Source organism: Pseudomonas defluvii (assembly GCF_001695625.1).
GTDB classification, from domain to species: Bacteria; Pseudomonadota; Gammaproteobacteria; order Pseudomonadales; family Pseudomonadaceae; genus Aquipseudomonas; species Aquipseudomonas defluvii.
Map to the genome: position 1 here is coordinate 1 of NZ_MBPN01000093.1, position 19,428 is coordinate 19,428.

Consider the following 19,428-nt stretch of genomic DNA (forward strand, 5'->3'; position numbering starts at 1 on the left):
GCTGATTCGCGAAGCAGTAGACGCGATTGCCGCGTTACCAGGCCGCTGAACCGCAGGCATAAAAAAGGGCCCCGTCAGGGGCCCTTGGGCCTTAGCCCGCCGCCCGGATAGGGCTGGCATGGTTAATCGAATTCGATCCTCGTTCAGCCAACGGCGTGAAGTTCGTTGAGTCTGTGGATACCCGCAGTGCCGGTCATACCGTCCCAGTTGTCGCCTCGTCCTTCACGCCAGCCGTTGATCCAGGCTTGGCGAACCGACGGTAGAGTAAAAGGGCAAAGCTCGCGGGATTTGCCGGTGACCCCATATTGGTAGCCACGTGAAAATGCTCGTTCCAACGGATCACGCTTAAGTCTTCTCATAGGGTGTTGCCCTCACTTGTTGACTGTAATGTCCCGTCGGCCTCGTCTGAGGCCGGGCAGAATCGTTCTGCCGGTGTGCGCTCGCTGCCGGCGTGGCGAGCAGTAAGTGTTGCCCCGTTGCGGTGACAACATAGTTTGATTTCTAACCAATGCACGACACACTGTGAATGATCGATTTGTCATAAGGACGTAACCTTTCATAGGGTCACAAGGATAAGTAAAAAATTGCTACTGCGATGGATTCTCGGAAAAGGCCGCTATTATCAGGCTTTGCCCGTAGATGGCGTCATTTGGCCAGTGCTGAAGGTCACCTTCAGTTGAACCAAGAAAACGACGAAGGGTCATCACTATTCTTTTGTAACGGATATTTTCACTCTGCCCGGTGATCAGTGCTGCGTTGTCGCATGCAAGGGTCTGTTCTTCCGGGTGGTCCGGTACCCCGCTCGGGTACCACTCGAATGCTTGATGGAAGGGCGTTCGATCAAACATCGAAAGGGCGATGCGCTTGCCCTTTCACTTATTGCTCAAGGCTTGGAAAACTCATGTCGGACCGTTTCGAACTTTACCTAACCTGCCCCAAGGGCCTGGAAGGCCTGCTAGCCGAGGAGGCGCGCGGGCTTGGCCTTGAAGAGGTGCGCGAGCACACTTCCGCCATTCGCGGCGTGGCCGACATGGAAACCGCCTATCGCCTGTGCCTCTGGTCGCGCCTGGGTAACCGCGTGCTGTTGGTGCTCAAGCGCTTCTCGATGAAGAACGCCGATGACCTGTACTACGGCGTGCATGACGTCGAGTGGGCCGATCATCTGGATGCCGCCGGGACACTGGCCGTTGAGTTCAGCGGTCATGGCTCGGGTATCGACAATACTCACTTCGGTGCCCTCAAGGTCAAGGACGCCATCGTCGACAAGCTGCGCACTTCAAGTGGTGAGCGCCCATCGGTCGACAAGCTCAACCCGGACCTGCGTGTTCACCTGCGCCTGGACCGCGGTGAAGCGATTCTATCGCTGGACCTGTCCGGGCACAGCCTGCACCAGCGTGGTTATCGTTTGCAGCAAGGTGCTGCGCCACTGAAGGAAAACCTTGCCGCTGCGGTGTTGATCCGTGCCGGTTGGCCGCGCATTGCCGCTGAAGGCGGCGCGCTGGCCGACCCTATGTGTGGTGTTGGTACCTTCCTGGTCGAAGCGGCAATGATCGCTGCCGACATTGCCCCGAATCTCAAGCGCGAGCGCTGGGGTTTCAGTGCCTGGCTGGGCCACGTCCCGGCCCTGTGGCGCAAGCTGCATGACGAAGCCCTGGCGCGTGCCGAGGCTGGCCTGGCGCGACCACCGCTGTGGATTCGTGGCTATGAAGCCGATCCGCGACTGATTCAGCCGGGGCGCAATAACGTCGAGCGCGCAGGGCTGAGCGATTGGGTGAAGATTTATCAGGGCGAGGTGGGTTCGTTCGAGCCGCGTCCAGACCAGAATCAGAAAGGCCTGGTCATCTGTAACCCGCCTTACGGCGAGCGTCTGGGTGATGAAGCCAGCCTGCTCTACCTTTACCAGAATCTGGGCGAGCGCCTGCGTCAGGCCTGCCTGAACTGGGAGGCGGCGGTGTTCACCGGTGCGCCGGACCTGGGCAAGCGCATGGGTATCCGCAGCCACAAGCAGTATGCCTTCTGGAACGGCGCGTTGCCGTGCAAGCTGCTGTTGATCAAGGTACAACCGGATCAGTTCGTCACGGGCGAGCGTCGTCAGCCTGAGCGCGATGGCAATGACGCCGCGCAACCGACCGCCGCATCGGCCAGCGAACCTGCACGCCTGAGTGAAGGCGGGCAGATGTTCGCCAACCGTCTGCAGAAGAACCTCAAGCAACTGGGCAAGTGGGCCAAGCGCGAGAACATCAGTTGCTACCGCCTTTATGATGCCGATATGCCGGAATACGCACTGGCCATCGATCTTTATCAGGATTGGGTGCATGTGCAGGAGTACGCGGCACCCCGTTCGATCGATCCGGAAAAGGCGCAGGCGCGTTTGTTCGACGCCTTGGCGGCCATTCCTCAAGCCCTCGGTATCGATCAGAGCCGTGTGGTGGTCAAGCGCCGCGAGCGGCAGTCCGGTACTCGCCAGTACGAACGGCAGAACACTCAGGGGCAGTTCACTGAAGTCAATGAGGGCGGGGTGAAGCTGCTGGTCAACCTGACTGACTACCTGGACACCGGCCTGTTCCTCGACCATCGCCCGATGCGGATGCGCATCCAGCGTGAAGCAGCCGGCAAGCGTTTCCTCAACCTGTTCTGCTACACCGCCACGGCCAGCGTGCATGCGGCCAAGGGCGGTGCGCGCAGCACCATGAGTGTCGACCTATCACGCACCTATCTGGATTGGGCGCGGCGCAATTTCTCGCTCAACGGCTTCTCGGACAAGAACCGCCTGGAGCAGGGCGATGTGATGGCCTGGTTGCAGGCGTGTCGCGACGAGTACGATCTGATCTTCATCGACCCGCCAACCTTCTCCAACTCCAAGCGGATGGAAGGTGTATTCGACGTTCAGCGTGACCATGTCGAGCTGCTGGACCTGGCGGTTGCACGGCTGGCGCCGGGCGGTGTGTTGTACTTCTCGAACAACTTCCGCAAGTTCCAGCTGGATGAGCGTCTGAGCGAGCGGTATGCCGTAGAGGAAATCAGCGCCCAGACACTGGACCCGGACTTTGCACGCAACAGCAAGATCCACCGTGCCTGGAAGATTCAGGCACGCTGAGTCCGTTTGATGTGGGGTGCTCAACGCCGTGGTTATCAACCCTCGGTGAGGGTGCCCCAAAACCGCCGAAGGCTGTCCAGGTGCGCTACCTGTACAGCCTTCGGTGCCTATCTGTCCCTGTTAGGCCCTTGGCCTCAGGGTTGTACGGCCGCTGTGCTGTTCACCAGCTTGGGTTGGCGATACAGGTCCAGCAGCACCTGGTCAAGAATCGCCGAAGCGCCCCAAGGTTTTGGGTCGTTGAGGATCGCTACCACGGCCCACGTATTGCCGTTGCTGTCGCGGCTGTAGCCCGCAATGGCGCGTACGGTGTTCAGGGTACCGGTCTTGATGTGGGCTTCGCCGGCCATGGCGGTGCGCTTGAGGCGCTTGCGCATGGTGCCATCCATGCCGGTCAGCGGCATCGAACTGATGAACTCGGCGGCATAGGGGCTCTTCCAGGCGGCTTGCAGCAGCGTCGCCATTTCGCGCGCGCTGATCCGTTCGGCACGCGACAGGCCTGAGCCGTTTTCCATGATCAGGTGCGGCGCAGTAATGCCCTTTTTCGCCAACCACTGACGGACCACGCGTTGAGCTGCGCGCGCATCATCGCCATCGGCGTCGGTGCGGTATTGCGCGCCCAGGCTGAGGAACAGCTGTTGGGCCATGGTGTTGTTGCTGTACTTGTTGATATCACGAATGATCTCGACCAGGTCCGGGGAGAATGCCCGAGCCAGAAGGCGGGCATTCTTCGGCAGGGCGTCGACCCGGTCGCGGCCGTCGATGCTGCCGCCCAGCTCGTTCCAGATTGCCCGCACTGCGCCGGCGGCATAGGTGGGGTGATCAAGCAGGGAGAGGTAGGTTTGAGAATTGCAACCTTCGCCCAATTGACCACTGACGACCACGGTGATGCCATCGGCCCGTGTTATCGGGTTGTAGCGCACATCGCCCGTGCACTGCTTGCCGGCTACGGCCTTGACCTGATTGTCGATGTGGATGGTGGCGATCGGTGGTTCGACCGACACCAGCACTTTGCCGCCATCGTTACGGGCAACGAAACGCAGGGCCTTGAGGTTGATCATCAACGCGTCGGGCTTGACTAGAAACGGCTTGTTCTCATCGCCGCCGTCGTCATTGAACTGGGGCAGTTGGGGTTGGACGAAATGGCTGCGGTCGAGCACAAGGTCGCCGGTAATGCGTTGAACGCCATTGGCGCGAAGGTCACGCATCAGCAGCCAGAGTTTTTCCATGTTCAGCTTGGGATCGCCGCCACCCTTGAGGTACAGGTTGCCTTGCAGCACCCCGTTGCTCAGCGGGCCGTCACTGTAGAACTCGGTTTTCCACTGATGGGTGGGGCCGAGCATCTCCAGTGCGGCATAGGTGGTGACCAGTTTCATGGTCGAGGCCGGGTTGACCGAGACATCGGCATTGAACACGGTAGGCGTTCCGGGGCCATTGAGCGGCAGCATCACCAGCGACAGGGCCGATTCCTGCAGTTTGTTGGTCTTCAGGGCCTGTTCGACTTTCGGCGAAAGGGTCGTGTTGACGGCAGCCGCATGGCTTGGCAATGCCAGTGGCAGTAAAAGGCCGGCAACAAGAAGAGGGCGTAGTGATTTGATCATCTGAGGTAGAACCCTGCGAGCGAGGGGTGAAAAAAACGAGGCGATATAAGATGGACGCCCCGGTATGACAAAAATAGTGCGTGCATTATGCCCCAAGCTGCGCAGCGATGGGCGGCTTCATCGACCTTGGTTTTGACTTGAAAGCCTGCTGTTCATGGCAGTCGGTTTTCCTGCCGTGGCGTTTTAATCGGGCACCGGGGAGGCAAAACTGATAGAGTGCGGCGCGTTATTACTTAAGAGGATTGTTTCATGGCGACCAACCGTTCCCGCCGTTTGCGTAAAAAGCTCTGCGTGGGTGAATTCCAGGAGCTGGGCTTCGAACTGAACCTGGAGTTCAAGGAAGATCTGACCGAAGAAGCTGTCGATGCCTTCCTCGATGCCTTTCTTGTAGAAGCCATGGATGCCAACGGCCTGGACTATGTCGGCGGCGATGACTTCGGCCTGGTCTGCTCGGCCAAGCGCGGCTCGGTGACTGAAGCGCAACGCGCTGCTGTCGAGGCTTGGTTGAAGGCTCGCAACGAGCTGACCAAGATCGAGCTCAGCCCGCTGCTCGATGCCTGGTACCCGGAAAACGAAATCAATCCGGTTGCTTGATATCCAGTGAAACGGCAGCCTCAGGGCTGCCGTTTTCAGTTTTGCCTGCCTTGTTTTGCTTTCTCCTCACTCCTCCTGCAGGCTTGTTACAGCGCTCAGCTCTGTAATTTTTTCCTGCAAGGCCAGTTCGAACGTCTGCATTTCCCGCAACAGCCGTTGGCGCCGACGCCGGATTACCGGTTCCTGGGCATTTTTGCTGCACGCGTGCTGCAACTGTTCGCAGGCGTCCATCAAGGCTGATGCCTGAACGATGCGTGCCGCCCCAAGTACCTTGTGGGCATGGTCCATCAAGGCTTCTGGCGACCCCTGTGTGTCGAGCTCCAGCAATGTCTGCCGGTCGCGCTGATTGCTTTGCAGCAGTTGTTCGAGCAGGCGGCGCAGATCGCTGCGAGAGCTACCTACCACAGGTTCCAGGCGCTCAAGGTCCAGTTCGGCGACGTGTGCCACGTGTGGCGCATGGGGCAGCAGCGGTGCTTGTGCCAGGCGCTGGCCAAGGGCTCTGAGGCTGATCGGTTTGAGCAGGCAGTCATCCATGCCGGCCTGCAGGCACTGCCCACGAGCCTCTGGCTGGGCGTTGGCGGTGTAACCCCACAGGGTGCAGCGAGTCAGCCCGTGTTGCTGCTCATGCTCGCGAATGGCCTGGGCAAGCTGGTAGCCGTTCATTCGCGGCATGTTGCAATCGATGATAAGTACATCGAAATGCCCCTGCTTCCAGGCGTGCAGCCCGCTCAGGCCGTCCTCGGCGCTGGTATGGCGCACGCCCAGATAATCCAGTTGCTGAGCCATCAACAACAGGTTGGCCGGGTGATCGTCGACGACCAGTACGCTCAGTTCCGCCGGCACTGCGGGTGTTTCCGGTTCCGGTGCCTGGGTTTCGGTGCAGGCCTCAAGCCCGGTCAGCGGCATGCTGACCTGAACATCGGTACCGTGCCCCGGTTGACTGTGAAGGATCAGCCGGCCACCCATCATTTCACACAGGTTGCGACTTATCACCAGCCCCAGGCCGGTGCCACTGCGGGCTAACTGGCTCTCGGGGGAGACTTGGGCAAAGGGATGGAACAGGCGTTGCTGGTCGCTTTGGCTGATGCCGATGCCGGTGTCTTGCACCGACATTTCCAGGGTCAGCCCGCTGGCACCCGGGTTCGGGTACAGGGACACATGTACAGTGACATGGCCACGTTCGGTAAACTTGATGGCGTTGCTGACCAGGTTGGACAGGATCTGCTTGAAGCGAAGCGGGTCGAGCAATACATCGCGTTGAGCATTGATGGCGATGTCCATGTTCAGGTGCAGGCCTTTCTGACGAGCCAGCCCGTCGAACACCCGTCCTACTGACTCCACCAGTTCGGCCAGATTGACGCGCTCCGGCGCCAGGCTCAGGTGGCCGGATTCGATGCGGGCAATGTCCAGAATGTCACCAATCAATGCCAGCAGGTCGGTCGCCGAGTTGTGTGCGACTTCGATGGCCAGTTGGTCGAGCTGACCCTTTTCGGCGCGTTTGAGCGCCAGTTCAAGCATGCCGATCACCGCATTCATGGGGGTACGGATTTCATGGCTCATGGTGGCCAGGAAGGTGCTCTTGGCACGGTTGGCCTCGTCGGCCTGTTTCTTCGCCAGGCGCAGGTCTTCGATCAGTTGGCGGCGTTCGCTGATGTCGATCCAGCCGCCAATGATGCCCTGAACCTCACCTAGCGAGTCGCGGTACGGCAGGATCCAGTGATAGATGGTCAATTGCCGGTCCTTGAGCAGCAGGGGCCGATCGCCGATCAGCGGTGTACCCTGCTTCATGACCATCTCGTAGTCCGCATGGATCTTTCGCGCCTGGCGCTTTCCACCTTTTCCGCCGGATGGCACCGGCTTGCCGAGCACCGCTTCCGCTTTGGCCTCAAGCGCCTCCAGGTAGCTTTCGTTGCAGGTTTGCAGCAGCCCCTGGCGATCCCGGACATAGATGGGGTGTGGGGTGCCGTTGACCATTGCACGCATGAAGGCCAACTGGTCGTTGAGGGCGCGCTCAGCCGCTTCACGCTGTTTGATCTGCCGACGCATCCAGGCGTTCCAGGCCAGCGATAGCAGCAGTAGCGCAGCGGTACCGAGAATGATCTGCACGATCAGGCGCTGATGATTGCGCCAGTACGAGTCACCACCGGCGCTGTAGCCACGCCAGCGGCTGTTGATGACGCCCAGCTCTTCGGGGGTGATGCTCAGCAAGGCCTTGTCGAGAATCGAACTGAGTTCCTGGGCGCCTTTGGCCGTGGCCATCGAAAAGTTTGACGGCTCGGCGCCGACCGTCGAGCGAATGATCAGATCCGGCTCGGAGGCCATGCTGAAATTGGCATTGATCAATGCCGTGATCGTACCGTCCACCTGGCCTTGGGCGAGCAGCGAGGTTGACGTTGAGGTGCTTTCTGTCTCGACCAGTTGAATCGTTGGAAAACGTTGGCGCAGCAGGTTGATGACCGTGCTGCCTCGGGTCAGTGCTACCCGCTTGCCTTGCAATTGCTCCAGGCTGGTTGGCTGATCCGATCCCTTGCGCGTCACCAGAACATAGGAGTTTTCCAGGTAGGGCCGACTGATCGCGAGTGTGGCATCGCGCTCGGCGCTGGGCGAAATGGCGGCGATCACATCGGCATTGTTGTTGTCGATACGGTGGATCATGTCGCTGATGCCCGTGGTGCGTTGCACCTCGAAGCGCAGCCCTGTGCGCAAGCGAATCAGTTCGAGCAGGTCGGCGGCGATGCCGCGAAAATTGCCGGAACTGTCAAAGAAGGTCAGTGGTGCAGCGTTTTCGTTGACCACCACGCGCACCACGGGATGTTCACCCAGCCAGCGTTCTTCACGCTTGGACAATTGCAGTTTGCGGTCGCTCAGCAAGACCCCGCTGCCCGCGCTCCAGCGCTGGAAGATGCGCTCCCGTGTGGCGCTGGATACCGCACTGAGTGTCGTGTTGACCATCCCCAGCAGCATCTGGTTGTCGCTGCGCAGGGCAAAGCTGAAGCCCACGGGTTCGTGTTTGCCGAAGTTGGCCATCTTGACGTTCTGCAAGTAGCCCTGGTTGATCATGTAGTGTGTCGAGATGGTATCGCCGAGAAAAACATCGGCCTGATCGAACGCCACGGCATTGAGTGCGTGCTGGTAGGACACGTAGGTGTGGGTGGTCGCTTTGGGGTAGGTGGTGCGTACCTCGTCCAGTGGCAAGTAATGGTAAACCATGCTCAAGCGCAGATTGGCCAGGCCGGTGTTGAGCGGCCTGCTCTCGTCTTCGCGGGTGACCAGTACCGGTTGATCAATCGCGTAGGGGTGTGAGAGTACGACGCCCTGGGCGCCGGCCTCGTAGCCGTTGGCGCTGCCCAGCAGATCGATCCTGCCCTCGGTCAGTGCGCGAACGGCATCCTCTCGGTTGGCGAAACGTTCGACGCGAATCGGGATATCGAGCGTATTGCTCAGCAAGCCGGCGTAGTCCGCCGTCAGGCCCTCGTAGTCACGGCCGCTGGCGGTCATGTCGAACGGGGGGTAATCCGGCGCTGAGGTACCCAGTATCAGTTCGTGCTTGTCATTGAGCCATTCCGTCTGCTCTGGTGTCAGGGTGATGTTGATCCGAACCGGGCCCGAGCGGCTAAGCAGGGCATACTGACCCGGTTGGTCGACCTCGGCCATTGCCGAGTGCCAGGTACAGGCGGATATCGCCAGCAGGCATGCGGCAGTGAAGTGCTTCACCATGGCGCTCTTCATACCAGTGCATTGCGTTTTGCCATTTCAATCAATTCCACCAGCGAGTTTGCCCTGAGCTTTTGCATCAGGCGCTTCTTGTAAGTGCTCACGGTCTTGTTACTGAGAAACATGCCTTTGGCAATTTCCTTGTTACTCCTGCCTTGGGCAAAGAGTTGCAGCACCATAAGTTCCCGGTCATTGACGTGTTTGAAGAGATCAATCTCGTTGTTGGTGTTTTCAGCATCCCGGGCGTGAGTAAGAGCTTGGCTAGGGAAGTAGTTGTATCCCGAAAGTACCGCTTTTATGGCGCTGAGCAGTTCGCTGAGGTCTTCTTGCTTGCACACATACCCGCTGGCGCCCGACTGCATGCAGCGCATGGCAAACAGTGTTGGGGACTGGGCCGTCAGCACCAGTATCTTGAAGGGGAGCGACATGGCATGAAAGCGTGAAAGCACTTCCAGCCCGTCGAGTTTCGGGATGCTGATGTCCAGAATAATAAGGTCTGGCTGGCATTCTCGAACCATTTGCATGGCATCTACGCCGTTATCCGATTCGCCGGCTACCTGGTAGCCTTCATTCTCCAACAGCATGCGCACGGCTAAACGTATGACCGGGTGATCATCAACAATAAAAACAGAATACATAGGCCTCTTCCGGTGGGAACCAATAGGAGGGCGCACCTTAGCTCAGATGTAGAGCGGTGCGCAGGCATACAGGGGGGAGAGTGGCCAATATGGGATAATTCCTACAATTTAAACAGTGTAGGACTACGCGTTTAGCTCGATACTTGTTGTGTCAATGCTGTTTTTTAATCAATTTGTTGCGCGTTTTACGAACTGTTTAAGTTGTTTGTTGTATTTGTAGGTTGTTTCTTACAGAGCGAGTTAATTTGGTATGTAAGCTTCTGCTGTACAAGAGTCCTGACGGGCAGGACTCTTGTGGGCGGGCGTCGGCTCAGACCAGGCTCGAACGCCCGGTCATTTCGCGCGCCATCTCGCTGGCATAGCTGTCGGTCATCCCGGCGATGAAGTCGATCATGCGCATGAATGAGTTGTGCAGGGAGCCTGCCGGGTTCGGCGCATTGTTGCCGAGCAGGTCGAGAATGCGGCGGTGCTTGAACGAGAGCGTGCGCCCACCATGCTGTTCCAGGGCCGCACCACAGAACGAGTTGAGGAGAATTTCCAGTGTGGTGTAGGCGCCGATTTCATGCAGTGTCTTGCGTTTGTCCTGAAAGATTTTTTTGCGCGCCATGTCCTTGGCCTGGAGTACGCAACGTTTGGCCGGGCCGTGCATATGTTCGACCAGATCCCCCTGCAGTGTGCCGGCGAGCAGCGCGGGTTGCTGCTCGACAAAGGCGCGGGCCGCGGCGTTGGTGAGGTGCTCGATGGCCTTGCCGCGCAGGATCGCCAGTTTGCGTCGACGCGAATCCGCGGGGCCGAGCTGGCGGTAGGTTTCCGGTAGGTCATCGCCGACCAGGCCAAGCAACAGCGACTCGACTTCGGCATAGTCCAGTAGCTCCATCTCAAGGCCGTCTTCAAGGTCGATGAGGGCATAGCAGATGTCGTCTGCTGCCTCCATCAGGTAGACCAGTGGATGGCGCGCCCAGCGCTGTTCTTCCAGTTGCGGCAGGCCCAGCTTTCGGGCGATCTGCTCAAGCAGCGGCAGTTCGCTCTGATAACAGCCGAACTTGTGCTTCTTGTAGCCAAGCGCGTCGGCATGGCGCGCGGTCCACGGGTATTTCAGGTAGGTGCCCAGCGTTGCATAGGTCAAACGGGTGCCGCCATCGAACTGGTGGTATTCCAGTTGTGTCAGCACGCGAAAGCCCTGGGCATTGCCTTCAAAGTTGAGGAAGTCGGCACGCTCGGCGTCGCTCATTGCATCCAGCCAGCCGCGCCCGGCCGCTTGCTGAAACCAGTGGCGTATGGCGTCTTCGCCAGAATGGCCGAACGGTGGATTACCAATGTCATGGGCCAGGCAGGCCGACTGAACCACCATGCCCAGGTCACTGGGTTCACACCATTGGGGCAGGCTATCGCGCAGGGTTTCGCCGACGCGCATGCCCAGTGAGCGGCCCACGCAACTGACTTCCAGGGAGTGGGTCAGGCGGGTGTGGATATGGTCGTTGCTTGACACCGGGTGGACCTGGGTCTTGCGCCCCAGGCGGCGGAAGGCGCCGGAGAAGATGATGCGGTCATGGTCTTTGTGGAACGGGCTACGCCCGAGCTCTTCGGGGCTGTGCAGGGTTTTACCAAGGCGTTCGCGGGTAAGCAGGGTGTGCCAATCCAAGGCCATTTCTCCAGGTCAGGTGCAAGGCAGTCATGCCCTAGCTTCCTGTGTCGAGCGCTCGGCTGCAAGCCTTACAACCCGGCAGCGTCGACATCGATCAACAACAAGCGTCGACCTTCATCGAAAAACTGTCCTGCCGTCAGGCAATACTGGTTGCTGGTGGCATCGCGGTAGGTGGTCGAGAGGATCAGTCGACGTTCTTCCCAGCCTTCGGCGAGCAGTTGATAGAAGTAGGGGCGCCATGACCAGTTGTGGCCCAGATAGCTGGCATCGCTATGCCAGCGACGCTCCCGCCACTCCAGATTCGGGGTCAGTTGGGTACCATGGCGGTCACATTGAAAAAAGCGTAATACCCAGGGATAGGCGTCCAGCTGTGGCAGCTGCTTGAGCGGTGCCTTCGCCATGGCCCAGGCGTGCAGTTGTGGCATCAGGGTGCTCAGCTTGCGGCGCATGTCCATCAAGCGTTTGCGCTCGTCAAGCTTGCCATGGACGTACTGTTGGCGCAGATGAGCAAAACGTTCGACAAAAGCCTCGGCCGGGAAGAATTCGAGTTCGGCCTGTGCAAACAGAAACCCTTGGACGAAGCGTGCACCGCACTCGAGCGCGAAGTTCAGCTCCGCTTCAGTCTCGACCCCTTCGGCGATGATCCAGCAGCCGGTTTTTTCCGCCATCTGCGCGAGGGCTTTTACCACTTCGCTACTGGGCCCGCCCCTAGCGGCGGCCTGAAACAGGCGCATGTCCAGTTTGAGGATGTCGGGCTGCAGCGCCAGCACCCGGTCCAATTGGGAGTAGCCAGCACCGAAATCATCAATGGCGATCCGTGCTCCGGCTTGGCGATAGCGCTTGACCACCTCGGCCAGGCGTTGCGGGTCACCACTGAGTTCGGTGATCTCGAAGACCACCCGCTGTGGATCGATGCCCTCTTTTTCTAACTGCATCAAGCTTGGCAGTGGTTGCCCGGTCGCCAGCTCACTGACCCAGCGTGGGGAGATATTCAGGCTGAGAAACCAGTCCTCAGGGGCAAGATGGAACTGTCGCAGGGCATGCTGACGCAGTTGTCGATCAAGTTCGCGCAGGTTGTCTATGGGCAGTGAAGGATCGTTGAACAGCGCGCCGACGCTCTGCAGCGAGCCGTCGGCTTGGCGCAAGCGTCCAAGGGCTTCCACGCCGGCGATACGGCCTGTGGCAGTATCGATGAAGGGCTGAAAGCAGGCGAGCGGTTGCCCGTCGAACACGGCGGCTCCTCAGGTGAAGTGGGTTGGCAACGAGGCCTTGCCAGTGCAAGGCCTGCTGGCCGACGCTGCAAGAATGCAGCCAGTTTGCTCAGGGTCTGCCAGAGGGGGGCTGCATGAATACCCTGATCAAGGGAATCAGGCTGCTGCCCAGGCGAATCAGGCGAGCAAGATTGCCGCTTCTGGCGCCCTTGCCGGTGAGGAAACCCAAGGCGACAACGGCGCCCAGCCCCCAGAGCGGCGCGTGTTTGATACCCAGGCCATCCTGCAGGTTGCCCGTCATTTTTTTCAGGCGATTCAGTGGCTCGAGCAGCTCACCCGAGGCCTGGCGGATTTCCTGGCGGTGCATTTCCATTTGCAAGCGCACCAGCGCCTTGCGCAGGTCATGGCGGTTAGGTTTGTGGGGTAGCTGGGACAGGCTCATGGCAACAGGCGCTCCCGGTCTTTGGCCAGTTCTTCAAGGGTTGCACTGAAGGGGGAGGTCTCGTCGGATATCAGCGCCTTCAGGCGCAAACCGCAAAACAGCGCCGCCAATCCATGGAACACGCACAGGCCAATGATCCCGGCCAGTCGGTAGCTGTCCCAGAGCAGGATCAGTACCAGCACGGACAATGCGCCCAGCAGCAGCAGGGTGAACACCAAGGCCAGCCCGGCCAGCAGCAGCAGGCCTAGGCTTCGCGTTTTCTGTTCCTGCAGCTCGATACCGAACAGTTCCACATGGCCGTGCAGCAGGCCCAGGACGGCGGCACCGAGCCGTCGGGAAGACGGCCCGTTGTTGGTTGTTTCGGTTTCCATACCGCAGGGCCTCAGCGACGGCTGGCCAGTAGGCCAATCAGGAGGCCGACACCCGCCGCGATACCCACCGAGCGCCATGGGTTGCTTTGTACATACTCCTCGGTGGCGCCCAAGGCTGCCTGACCGCGCTCGCGCAGAGAGTCTTCGGTCAATTTCAGGGTTTCTCGGGCGCGCAGCAGGCTGTCGTGGATTTGGGTGCGCAGTTCATCCGCCTGGTCGCCGGCCAGTGTCGCGGTATGTTCCAGCAGTTTTTCGGTGTCACGCACCAGGGTCTGGAAATCGGCCATCAGGGTTTCTTGAGCATTCTTTGCCATTTTGCTGGTCATGGGCGTTTCCCTCAGAGGCATGTGAATAGTTCGAGTGTGCAGCGCTATCAAAGGTTCACTGGTACAGCTTTTGCTGTGCTGTGGTGCATCCGGGCTCGTTCTTGCGCTGAATGTGGGCGTAAGGCCCGAGGCTGGTGGATAAACCTTAACCCAATCCAAGACAAACCCCAGAAAAAACTCAAGCAGGTAGTGCGTTCGGCCTTGTGGGTGCGCCAAATCGGGGCGTCGCAAGGGGTGTGCGAACTGCTTTGGTGCTTTTTCTCCCCTTGCAGGCCTGCCTTTACATGGAAAACTTGCAAAGCGCCGTGGACACACTGGTTCATGGCTCCAACACCTTGTTCATCTTGCTGGGGGCCGTGATGGTCCTGGCCATGCATGCCGGTTTCGCCTTCCTTGAGGTGGGAACTGTGCGGCACAAGAATCAGGTCAACGCCTTGTCGAAGATCCTCAGTGACTTCGCCATTTCGACCTTGGCCTATTTCTTCGTGGGTTACTGGATTTCCTATGGTGTCAGCTTCATGCATCCGGCCGCCACGCTGGGTGCCGATCATGGCTATGGATTGGTAAAGTTCTTCTTTCTGCTGACCTTCGCGGCAGCGATCCCGGCGATTATTTCCGGTGGTATCGCCGAGCGTGCACGCTTTGTGCCGCAGTTGTGTGCCACTGCGCTGATCGTTGCCTTTGTCTATCCCTTTTTCGAGGGGGTTGTCTGGAACGGCAATTTCGGTGTCCAGGCCTGGTTGCAGGCGCGTTTCGGGGCTGGCTTCCATGACTTTGCCGGCTCTGTGGTGGTGCATGCCATGGGCGGTTGGCTGGCGTTGGCCGCAGTGTTGCTGCTGGGGCCGCGCAATGGTCGTTACCGGGAGGGACGCCTGGTGGCTTTTGCACCTTCCAACATCCCGTTCCTGGCCTTGGGCTCGTGGATTCTGATCGTCGGCTGGTTTGGCTTCAACGTCATGAGTGCGCAGACCTTGCAGGCCGTCAGTGGCCTGGTGGCGGTCAACTCGCTGATGGCGATGGTCGGTGGAACGTTGGCAGCGCTGCTGGTGGGGCGTAACGACCCTGGTTTTCTGCACAACGGACCGCTTGCCGGGTTGGTGGCTGTCTGTGCCGGTTCGGACCTCATGCACCCCGTTGGTGCGCTGGCAACCGGTGCAATTGCCGGTGCGCTGTTTGTCTGGTGTTTTACCGCGGCGCAGAACCGCTGGAAGCTTGATGATGTATTGGGGGTTTGGCCATTGCACGGCGTCTGCGGGGTCTGGGGCGGTATTGCCTGTGGCATTTTTGGCCAGAGTGCCTTGGGTGGACTGGGCGGTGTCAGCCTGATCAGCCAGTTGATTGGCAGCCTGGCGGGTGTGCTGGTGGCACTGGCTGGTGGTTTCAGCGTGTACGGTGTGATCAAGCGTGTGCATGGCTTGCGCCTGAGTCAGGAGCAGGAGTATTACGGCGCCGATTTGTCGATCCACAAGATCGGCGCCACCAGTCAGGACTGAGGCCGACTAGCGACCGCCCAGCAGCAGTGATTCGCAGGCTTCTATCGCTTCCAGCGGGCCGCTGAGCACCACGGCGTCGCCCGCATGCAGGCAGGTACTGGCATCGAGTTTCAAATCGTTACCCTGGCGCTGTACGGATTGCAGCTCGACACCCAGTGTCTCAAGGGCCAGTTCGCCCAGCGGACGGCCACAGGCATAGGCGTCGGCCCCCAGGCTCACAGCGTGCAGCAGCACTTTGGGTTGCCCTTCGCTGTCGATCAGGCTGGTCTGCGCACCATGATAGAAGCCATGGAGCAGGCGATAGCGGGTCTTGCGCACTTCGTCGACACGCTTTTGCACCTGGTCCTGCGGCAGGCCGAGCATGACCAGTGCATGGGAGGCCAGCATCAGGCTGGACTCCAGCAACTCCGGCACCACCGCGTTGGCACCGGCGGCGCGTAGTTCTTCGCGCTGGCTGTCATCGCGGGTACGCACGAGAATTGGAACGTCACGGTTCAGTTGGCGTGCCGCCTTGAGCACATTCAAGGCAACTTCTGTCTTGTCCACGGCAATGACCAGCAGGCGTGCCCGGTCCAGGCCGATCGCCGCCAGCAGTTCGCCGCGGCGTGAGTCCCCGTAATGGACGTTGTGTTCCCCCGCTGCAGCTTCCTGCACGCGTACCGGGTCGTCATCCAGGGCGATGAAGGCGAGCTGCTCCTGGCGCAGGAAGCGTCCGATCGACTGGCCAACCCGGCCATAACCGCAAATCAGCACGTGGCCGCTCAGGGCCGCGCTTTGCGCGCCGATTTCTTCCAGTTGAACTTCCTGGTTGGGTTTGCGGTGCAGGCGTGCGGCGATAGAGGGCGCCGCGCGCAGCAGCAGGGGGGTGACCAGCATCGAGCAGAACGTTGCCGCCAGCAGCAGGTCGCCGAGCGCCTCGGGCAGCAGTTTGTTGTGTTGCATCTGGGCCATGAGGGCGAAACAGAATTCACCGCCTTGGGCCAGTGCCAGGCCGCTGCGCCATGCGGTCTCGCTGTCGCTGCCACGAACGCGAACCAGGGCGGCCACCACCGCGCCCTTGATAACCAGCAGGGCCAGGGTCAAGGCGAGGATCTCCAGGCCATGGCTGGCGAACAATTGCAGGTCGATCAGCATGCCGATACTGACGAAAAACAGCCCCAGCAGGATGTCGCGGAAGGGGCGAATGTCCGCCTCGATCTGATGGCGATAATGGCTTTCACCCAGCAGCATGCCGGCCAGGAACGCGCCCAGTGCCGGAGACAGGCCCAGCAGGTGTGTCAGCCAGGCCGTCAGCAGCACGATGACCAGCGCCAACAGAACGAACAGTTCCGCCGAATGAGAGTTGGCCACTTCGTGGAACAGTCGGGGTAGCAACCAGCGGCTGGCCATCAGCAGGCCGACGAAGAGGATCACCGTCTTGCCCAGCGTGAGTGGCAGTGCGAAGTACCACGCCTGGCCGCTTTGCCCGGCAAACACCGGTACCAGGGTCAGCAGTAGAACCGCCACGACATCCTGGAACAGCAATACACCGATCGCGTTCTGCCCGTGGCTGCTGAAAATTTCCCCGAGGCTGGTCAGCTCCTTGCTGACGATCGCGGTGGACGACAGCGCCAGGCCACCCCCCAGCAGCAATGCTGCGTTGGTCGGCATGCCGAGCAGGGCGAGTAGCCCGGCCAGTACAAACGTTGAGCAAATGACCTGCAGGCTGCCGAGGCCGAACACCACTTTGCGCAGCGCCATCATTTTCGACAGGGAAAATTCCAGGCCGAGGGAAAACAGCAGGAATACCACGCCCATTTCGGCAAGGTCCGGCAGTTCTTCGCTTTCATTGACCCAGTCCAGCGCGGTTGGGCCAACGAACAGGCCAACGCAGAGATAGCCGAGCACAGGTGGTAGCTGTACGCGGCGGAAGATGGCAATGACGACCAGCGATGACGCCAGAATGATCAGCAGGTTTGCAAACACAACATACTCCATGTACGAAAACAGCAAAAAAACACAAAAGCATAGCGCCAGGTGCTGCGTGGCTCCTTGATTCGAATCAGTATCGCAGGCGTCAGGGATGGCGTGGGGCAAGTGCCTCGACGGCCTTGTACCCTCGACCTAAAATACCCATTCATTCTTTTTATCGGTAACTGTCAATGCTTCCTGAATGCCAGCTGTTCGGCACCCTGGGATGTCACTTGTGTGAAGTGGCAGAAGCCCTGTTGATGCCGTTTGTCGAGCATGGCCTGTTGGTCGAACTGGTGGATATTGCCGAGGACGAGATGCAGGTCGAGCGTTATGGACTGCGAATTCCCGTGCTGCGTCGTTGCGACAGCGGTGCCGAGTTGAACTGGCCTTTTGATGCCGAGCAGGTCGTCGCCTTTCTGCGCTGATGTCGTTTCTTCCCGGTGGCTTTTTCCTGGCGCACACCGGGCCTGGACGGGTTCACACTCTACTCCGTTGCCTCGGGAGCGGCAGCGTGTGTGACCTATTCAGCCAAAGGAGTGGCATCCATGAACCTTTCCAAACACTTCACCCTATCCGAGATGACCGCGTCCCGGACCGCCAGTCGCCTGGGTATCGATAACACCCCGAACGATGAGGCTTTGCTCAATCTCAAGCGCCTTTGCGCCACGCTGGAGCAGGTGCGCAGCCTGGTTGGCCGGCCCGTGCTGGTCAGCAGCGGTTACCGTTCACCCGCACTCAACCGCGCAGTGGGTGGCTCGCCCAAGAGTACACACAGGTTGGGGTTGGCGGCAGACATCAGTGTTGCGGGCATGGCTTCGCTGGAGCTGGCGCAGTTGATAGCGCAAAGCACGCTGGCGTTTGATCAACTGATACTGGAGTTCGACAGCTGGGTGCACCTGGGGTTATCGGCCTCTGCCGAGCGCCGGCAGATCCTGACGATTCGCAAGGGCACCGGTTACCTGCCTGGCCTGCAGTAAGTGAGGCGCTGTCATTGACGGCGTGCAGGTCACTCAATATGCTGTATATAGATACAGTATTTGCGGGCGGTTACGCCCAAGGACTCGAAACATGGTCAACGTCGAACAACTGAAGTACACCGTCAATCGCATGTCGGTCGAGATGGTCAGTGAGGCGGTGCTTGAACTGCGCCTTGACGGGCTTGTGCTTGAGGGCAAGACACCCTTCAACAAACTGCACTTCAACACCTGCTTCGCTGAAATAGAAGCCTTGTTTCAACGTGCTGGCTATCACCGCCCATTGGATGTGGTCGGTTATCAGGGGTTGCTGTATGCGCTGTATGACCCTACGCGCTGGGACGCCGTCGATGTACTGCGCTGGCTCAAGGAGTTCACCGAAGCGGCAGCGGTTCAGGCTGGCTGAGCTGAGTGCCATGCGGGATAATGGTCGGCCATTATCCTCTGGGTGTTCCCATGGCCTTCGCTTCATTCGATCCGGCACAGCATCAAGCCAGCACCGTCTGTCTCCCTCCAGGTGCCTGGTTAACGGTACTGGACTGCCTGTGTGATCACTTCAAGGCCATCGGGCGTGAACAATGGCTTGACCGTATTGCCCGGGGCCGTGTGCTGGATGCTCAGGGTGCACCGATCCCGGTCGACCTGCCCTATCGCCAAGGGCTGCGCATCCATTACTTTCGTGAAGTGCCTAACGAAAAGCCGATTCTCGTGCAGGAAACCCTGGTGCATGTGGATGAGCACCTGGTCGTGGCCGACAAACCGCATTTCTTGCCGGTAACGCCCACGGGCGAGTATGTCGAGCAGACCCTGCTGCGGCGGCTGATCCGTCGTCTGGATAACCCGAACCTGGTGCCGTTGCATCGCATCGATCGGCACACCGCAGGCCTGGTGCTGTTTTCTGCCAATCCACAGAGCCGTTCCGCGTATCAATCATTGTTTCCCAATCGGCAGATCGACAAGCGTTATCAGGCTATTGCCCCTGCCTTGCCAGCACTGGCGTTCCCCTTGGTGCATAAAAGCCGCCTGGTCAGTGGGGAGCCATTTTTCCGCATGCAGGAAGTAGACGGGGTCAGTAACAGCGAGACGCTGGCCGACGTGTTGGAAAAAAATGGCGAGTTCTGGCGGTATGGCCTGTCGCCAGTGACCGGCAAGACGCATCAGTTGCGCGTGCACATGACTGCGCTGGGGGCGAGCATCTGTAACGATCCTTTCTACCCAGAGGTGCGTCACGAGGATGACGATTACAGCAAGCCGCTGAAACTGCTGGCGCATAGCCTGCGTTTCAAGGACCCGTTAAGTGGTGAAGAGCGCTACTTCGAGAGCGAGCTGACGCTCGACTGGTAGGAGGGGTGTCGGCGCACAGCCCTGTGGC

17 protein-coding genes are annotated in these 19,428 nt (G+C 59.6%); 7 read left to right on the forward strand and 10 right to left on the reverse strand.

The genetic code is table 11. The features are described from left to right. Positions 1-143 precede the first annotated feature (143 nt). Positions 144-359 (reverse strand): ribosome modulation factor, encoded by a 216-nt coding sequence (rmf, locus tag EKA13_RS20690; protein WP_010223328.1) that lies wholly within the window; start codon positions 357-359, stop codon positions 144-146. A gap of 542 nt (positions 360-901) precedes the next feature. Here rmf and rlmKL point away from each other — a divergent pair. Next, complete coding sequence (rlmKL, locus tag EKA13_RS20695) at positions 902-3,097, forward strand: bifunctional 23S rRNA (guanine(2069)-N(7))-methyltransferase RlmK/23S rRNA (guanine(2445)-N(2))-methyltransferase RlmL (protein WP_065761159.1); 2,196 nt, start codon at positions 902-904, stop codon at positions 3,095-3,097. A 134-nt stretch (positions 3,098-3,231) separates the two neighbouring features. Here the strand turns inward: rlmKL and dacB are convergent, their stop codons facing one another. Further along, the gene (dacB, locus tag EKA13_RS20700) at positions 3,232-4,695 is read right to left on the reverse strand and encodes a D-alanyl-D-alanine carboxypeptidase/D-alanyl-D-alanine endopeptidase (RefSeq protein ID WP_065761160.1); all 1,464 of its coding nucleotides are present in this window, start codon (positions 4,693-4,695) and stop codon (positions 3,232-3,234) included. Positions 4,696-4,944: 249 nt separating this feature from the next. Between dacB and EKA13_RS20705 the strand changes: the two genes are divergently transcribed. Continuing rightward, positions 4,945-5,289 carry a YggL 50S ribosome-binding family protein gene (locus EKA13_RS20705; protein WP_065761161.1) on the forward strand — a complete coding sequence of 115 codons (345 nt, stop codon included), beginning with the start codon at positions 4,945-4,947 and terminating at the stop codon, positions 5,287-5,289. A gap of 66 nt (positions 5,290-5,355) precedes the next feature. On the opposite strand, the gene EKA13_RS20710 is transcribed toward EKA13_RS20705, so the two are convergent. The 7 genes from EKA13_RS20710 to EKA13_RS20740 form a co-directional block, all read right to left on the reverse strand. Then, positions 5,356-9,006, reverse strand: a complete 3,651-nt coding sequence (locus tag EKA13_RS20710) for a transporter substrate-binding domain-containing protein (RefSeq protein ID WP_083199872.1) — start codon at positions 9,004-9,006, stop codon at positions 5,356-5,358. Positions 9,007-9,014: 8 nt separating this feature from the next. Continuing rightward, a complete protein-coding gene (locus EKA13_RS20715; protein ID WP_065761162.1) occupies positions 9,015-9,641 on the reverse strand; it encodes a response regulator transcription factor in 627 nt (208 codons plus the stop codon). A 310-nt stretch (positions 9,642-9,951) separates the two neighbouring features. Beyond that, positions 9,952-11,283 (reverse strand): deoxyguanosinetriphosphate triphosphohydrolase, encoded by a 1,332-nt coding sequence (locus EKA13_RS20720; RefSeq protein ID WP_065761173.1) that lies wholly within the window; start codon positions 11,281-11,283, stop codon positions 9,952-9,954. A 71-nt stretch (positions 11,284-11,354) separates the two neighbouring features. Then, positions 11,355-12,518, reverse strand: coding sequence for an EAL domain-containing protein (locus tag EKA13_RS20725; protein WP_065761163.1), 1,164 nt, complete (start codon positions 12,516-12,518; stop codon positions 11,355-11,357). An 88-nt stretch (positions 12,519-12,606) separates the two neighbouring features. Further along, positions 12,607-12,939 carry a hypothetical protein gene (locus tag EKA13_RS20730; protein WP_065761164.1) on the reverse strand — a complete coding sequence of 111 codons (333 nt, stop codon included), beginning with the start codon at positions 12,937-12,939 and terminating at the stop codon, positions 12,607-12,609. Then, a complete protein-coding gene (locus EKA13_RS20735) occupies positions 12,936-13,310 on the reverse strand; it encodes a phage holin family protein (protein ID WP_065761165.1) in 375 nt (124 codons plus the stop codon). The genes EKA13_RS20730 and EKA13_RS20735 overlap by 4 nt, the downstream gene beginning before the upstream one ends. A gap of 11 nt (positions 13,311-13,321) precedes the next feature. Further along, on the reverse strand, positions 13,322-13,636 hold the full coding sequence (locus tag EKA13_RS20740) for an ElaB/YgaM/YqjD family protein (RefSeq protein ID WP_065761166.1): 315 nt from the start codon (positions 13,634-13,636) through the stop codon (positions 13,322-13,324). A 284-nt stretch (positions 13,637-13,920) separates the two neighbouring features. Here EKA13_RS20740 and EKA13_RS20745 point away from each other — a divergent pair, with 284 nt between their 5' ends. Next, positions 13,921-15,129, forward strand: coding sequence for an ammonium transporter (locus tag EKA13_RS20745; protein WP_065761167.1), 1,209 nt, complete (start codon positions 13,921-13,923; stop codon positions 15,127-15,129). 6 nt (positions 15,130-15,135) lie between these two features. Here EKA13_RS20745 and EKA13_RS20750 read toward each other — a convergent pair whose 3' ends face one another. Beyond that, positions 15,136-17,094 (reverse strand): cation:proton antiporter, encoded by a 1,959-nt coding sequence (locus tag EKA13_RS20750; protein ID WP_065761168.1) that lies wholly within the window; start codon positions 17,092-17,094, stop codon positions 15,136-15,138. 176 nt (positions 17,095-17,270) lie between these two features. Between EKA13_RS20750 and EKA13_RS20755 the strand changes: the two genes are divergently transcribed. The 4 genes from EKA13_RS20755 (at position 17,271) to EKA13_RS20770 (ending at position 19,400) form a co-directional block, all read left to right on the forward strand. Beyond that, entirely contained in the window at positions 17,271-17,507 is a 237-nt protein-coding gene (locus tag EKA13_RS20755; RefSeq protein ID WP_065761169.1) for a glutaredoxin family protein, read from the forward strand. Positions 17,508-17,627: 120 nt separating this feature from the next. After that, on the forward strand, positions 17,628-18,059 hold the full coding sequence (locus EKA13_RS20760) for a D-Ala-D-Ala carboxypeptidase family metallohydrolase (RefSeq protein ID WP_065761170.1): 432 nt from the start codon (positions 17,628-17,630) through the stop codon (positions 18,057-18,059). A 91-nt stretch (positions 18,060-18,150) separates the two neighbouring features. Next, on the forward strand, positions 18,151-18,462 hold the full coding sequence (locus EKA13_RS20765; RefSeq protein ID WP_065761171.1) for a transcriptional regulator: 312 nt from the start codon (positions 18,151-18,153) through the stop codon (positions 18,460-18,462). Positions 18,463-18,512: 50 nt separating this feature from the next. After that, positions 18,513-19,400: a pseudouridine synthase gene (locus EKA13_RS20770; RefSeq protein WP_065761174.1), complete on the forward strand. Its 888-nt coding sequence runs from the start codon at positions 18,513-18,515 to the stop codon at positions 19,398-19,400. The last annotated feature ends 28 nt before the right edge of the window (positions 19,401-19,428 follow it).

Bases quoted from the DNA above. Each gene is read 5' to 3' on its own strand.
- EKA13_RS20760 (WP_065761170.1), top strand. From the start codon at position 17,628: ATGAACCTTTCCAAACACTTCACCCTATCCGAGATGACCGCGTCCCGG.
- EKA13_RS20755 (WP_065761169.1), top strand. From the start codon at position 17,271: ATGCTTCCTGAATGCCAGCTGTTCGGCACCCTGGGATGTCACTTGTGT.
- EKA13_RS20770 (WP_065761174.1), top strand. From the start codon at position 18,513: ATGGCCTTCGCTTCATTCGATCCGGCACAGCATCAAGCCAGCACCGTC.
- EKA13_RS20745 (WP_065761167.1), top strand. From the start codon at position 13,921: ATGGAAAACTTGCAAAGCGCCGTGGACACACTGGTTCATGGCTCCAAC.
- EKA13_RS20705 (WP_065761161.1), top strand. From the start codon at position 4,945: ATGGCGACCAACCGTTCCCGCCGTTTGCGTAAAAAGCTCTGCGTGGGT.
- EKA13_RS20765 (WP_065761171.1), top strand. From the start codon at position 18,151: ATGGTCAACGTCGAACAACTGAAGTACACCGTCAATCGCATGTCGGTC.
- EKA13_RS20710 (WP_083199872.1), bottom strand. From the start codon at position 9,006: ATGGTGAAGCACTTCACTGCCGCATGCCTGCTGGCGATATCCGCCTGT.
- EKA13_RS20740 (WP_065761166.1), bottom strand. From the start codon at position 13,636: ATGACCAGCAAAATGGCAAAGAATGCTCAAGAAACCCTGATGGCCGAT.
- EKA13_RS20715 (WP_065761162.1), bottom strand. From the start codon at position 9,641: ATGTATTCTGTTTTTATTGTTGATGATCACCCGGTCATACGTTTAGCC.
- dacB (WP_065761160.1), bottom strand. From the start codon at position 4,695: ATGATCAAATCACTACGCCCTCTTCTTGTTGCCGGCCTTTTACTGCCA.
- rmf (WP_010223328.1), bottom strand. From the start codon at position 359: ATGAGAAGACTTAAGCGTGATCCGTTGGAACGAGCATTTTCACGTGGC.
- rlmKL (WP_065761159.1), top strand. From the start codon at position 902: ATGTCGGACCGTTTCGAACTTTACCTAACCTGCCCCAAGGGCCTGGAA.
- EKA13_RS20735 (WP_065761165.1), bottom strand. From the start codon at position 13,310: ATGGAAACCGAAACAACCAACAACGGGCCGTCTTCCCGACGGCTCGGT.
- EKA13_RS20730 (WP_065761164.1), bottom strand. From the start codon at position 12,939: ATGAGCCTGTCCCAGCTACCCCACAAACCTAACCGCCATGACCTGCGC.